The organism is uncultured Frigoribacterium sp., from assembly GCF_963515265.1.
Classification (GTDB): Bacteria; Actinomycetota; Actinomycetes; order Actinomycetales; family Microbacteriaceae; genus Frigoribacterium.
The window spans coordinates 1-2,645 of record NZ_CAUPYL010000274.1; the positions used below are offsets into that span (position 1 = coordinate 1).

Below are 2,645 nucleotides of genomic sequence, written 5' to 3' on the forward strand. Positions count from 1 at the left end.
GGTCAGCGCGGACCCGCCGTGGACGACGGGAACCCGCCGCACCCCGCTCACGCGGCCACGCGAGCGGGATCGCGCGGGCTAGTGCGCCGAGTAGCCGCCGTCGACGAGGTGGTAGCTGCCCGAGATGAACGACGCCTCGGGGCTGAGGAGGAACAGCACGAGCGCCGCGACCTCGGAGTCGGTGCCGAGGCGGCCCGACGCGTGCTGGCCCTCGAGGGCGTGCAGCTCGTCGGTCGACATCGACGAGCGGACGAGCGGCGTGTCGATGAAGCCCGGGCCGACGGCGTTGGTGCGGACGCCCTGTGCCGTGTACTCGAGCGCCGCGACCTTGGTCAGGCCGATGAGCGCGTGCTTGCTCGTGACGTAGGCCGCGTTCTTCGCGATGCCGACCGAGCCGAGCACGGAGGCCATGTTGACGACGGCTCCGCCGCCGGCCTCCACCATCGCGGGCAGCTGGAACTTCAGGCCGTAGAAGACGCCGTCGAGGTCGACCGAGCGGACCCTGTCCCAGGCGGCGATGTCGTAGTCGCCGATCGTCTGCGGCGCGGCGCCGATGCCGGCGTTGTTGACGGCGAGGTGCAGGGCCCCGTAGGTCTCCTTCGCGAACGCGACGGCCGCCTCCGAGTGCTCCCACTTCGCGGTGTTCTGCTCGAAGGCGGAGGCGGTGCCGCCCGCGGCCGTGATCTCGTCGACGATGCCCTGCGCCGCGTCGACCTTGATGTCGGTGACGACGACGGACGCGCCCTCCGCCGCGAGCTGGCGCGAGACCTCGGCGCCGATGCCGCTCCCGCCGCCGGTCACGATCGCCGTCTTGCCGCTGAACTTGCCCATGCTGTCGCTTCTTCCTCGTGTCGTGTGGGGCTCCTCGATGAGCCGTCCTCGACGATACGCCTGCATGGACCTGGCGGCAACAGGTGTCGGACATTTAAGCCGATCGTTTACTTAGGCGAGCTAAATGATTAGGCTGGCGGGCGATGACCGAGACCACCGCACCCGCAGCTGCAGCACCCGCCCGCCGCACCGTCCCGCACGCCCAGCTCGCCTCCGACGTGCGCGGCTCCGTGCTCCGGCTCGCCCGCCGGATGCGACAGCAGAAGGCCGACGTCGACGTCTCCGACGCGCAGATGGCCGCCCTCGGCTACGTCTTCCAGGAGCAGCCCCTCACCATCGGCGCGCTCACCGAGCACGAGGGCGTCACTCCCCCGTCGATGAACCGCACGGTCGGCAAGCTCGTCGACGCCGGACTGCTCAGCCGCCGGGTCGACGACGACGACCGGCGCCGGGTGGTGCTCGAGACGACGGAGGCGGGTGCCGCGTTCGTGTTCGAGACCCGACGCCGCCGCGACGAGTGGCTGGTGCCGCGGCTGGCCGCGCTGACCGCCGACGAGCGACGCACCCTGGCCGACGCCACCGAGATCCTGCGGAAGCTGAACCGGTCGTGAGCGCGATGTTCCGCTCGCTCGGCCTCTACAACTACCGGCTGTGGTTCGGCGGCGCGCTCGTCTCGAACACGGGCACGTGGATGCAGGCCACCGCGCAGGACTGGCTCGTGCTCACCCACCTCACCGACCACGACGCGACCGCGGTCGGCATCACCATGGCGCTGCAGTTCGCGCCGCCGATCCTGCTCGTGCCGATCACCGGCCTCATCGCCGACCGGTTCGACCGGCGTCGCATGCTGATGCTCACCCAGGGCACGATGGCGCTGCTCGGCCTGGCCCTCGGCCTGCTGGTGCTCACCGACGTCGCGCAGCTCTGGATGGTCTGGGTGTTCGCCCTCCTGCTCGGCACCGTGAACGCCATCGACGCCCCGATCCGCCAGAGCTTCGTCTCGGAGCTCGTCCCCCCGGGGCACCTCTCGAACGCCGTCTCGCTGAACTCGGCCTCGTTCAACGGCGCGCGCCTCCTCGGCCCGGCCGTCGCCGGCGTGCTGATCGCGAGCGTGGGCACCGGCTGGGTGTTCCTCATCAACGCGGCGTCGTTCGCCGCGGTGCTGCTGTCGCTGCGCTTCATCAGGGTGTCGCAGCTCGAGCACAAGCCGCCGGTGTCGCGGGCGAAGCGCCAGATCAGGGAGGGGTTCCGGTACGTGAAGGGGCGCCCCGACCTGCTCGTCGTCTTCACGATGATCTTCGTGATCGGCAGCTTCGGCCTCAACTTCCCGATCTTCACGTCGACGATGGCCAGCGTCGAGTTCGGCGTCGACGCCAGCGGGTTCGGCCTGCTCTCGTCGTGCATCGCCGTGGGGTCGCTGACCGGCGCCCTGCTCTCGGCGCGACGCGAGCGCCCGCGGATGCGGGTGCTGGTGCTGGCCGCCGCCTCCTTCGGGGTGACCTGCACCGTCGCCGCGCTGATGCCCAGCTACTGGACGTTCGCGGCCGTGCTCGTCACCGTCGGGCTGTCGTCGATCACGCTGATGACCACGGCCAACAGCACGGTGCAGCTGTCGACCGCGCCCGAGATGCGCGGTCGCGTGATGGCGCTGTACATGGCGATCTTCACGGGCGGCACGCCGCTCGGCGCCCCGATCGTGGGCTGGGTCGCCGACACGGCCGGGCCTCGCTGGGCGATCGGCGTCGGCGCCGCCGCCGGCTTCGTCGCCGCCGGGATCGCCGTCGTCTGGCTCGTGCGCCGGCAGCACCTGCGGG

3 protein-coding genes are annotated in these 2,645 nt (G+C 71.2%); 2 read left to right on the forward strand and 1 reads right to left on the reverse strand.

Annotated elements, in window-relative coordinates; genetic code table 11:
• Positions 1 to 78 precede the first annotated feature (78 nt).
• Entirely contained in the window at positions 79 to 831 is a 753-nt protein-coding gene (locus RWM17_RS13855) for an SDR family oxidoreductase (protein WP_314104620.1), read from the reverse strand.
• Positions 832 to 974: 143 nt separating this feature from the next.
• Between RWM17_RS13855 and RWM17_RS13860 the strand changes: the two genes are divergently transcribed.
• Together RWM17_RS13860 and RWM17_RS13865 are read left to right on the forward strand one after the other, a co-directional pair.
• Positions 975 to 1,442, forward strand: a complete 468-nt coding sequence (locus tag RWM17_RS13860; protein ID WP_314104622.1) for a MarR family transcriptional regulator — start codon at positions 975 to 977, stop codon at positions 1,440 to 1,442.
• Positions 1,439 to 2,645 (forward strand): MFS transporter (locus RWM17_RS13865; RefSeq protein WP_314104624.1); only part of this gene is annotated, 1,207 nt, incomplete at its 3' end. The genes RWM17_RS13860 and RWM17_RS13865, both read left to right, overlap by 4 nt.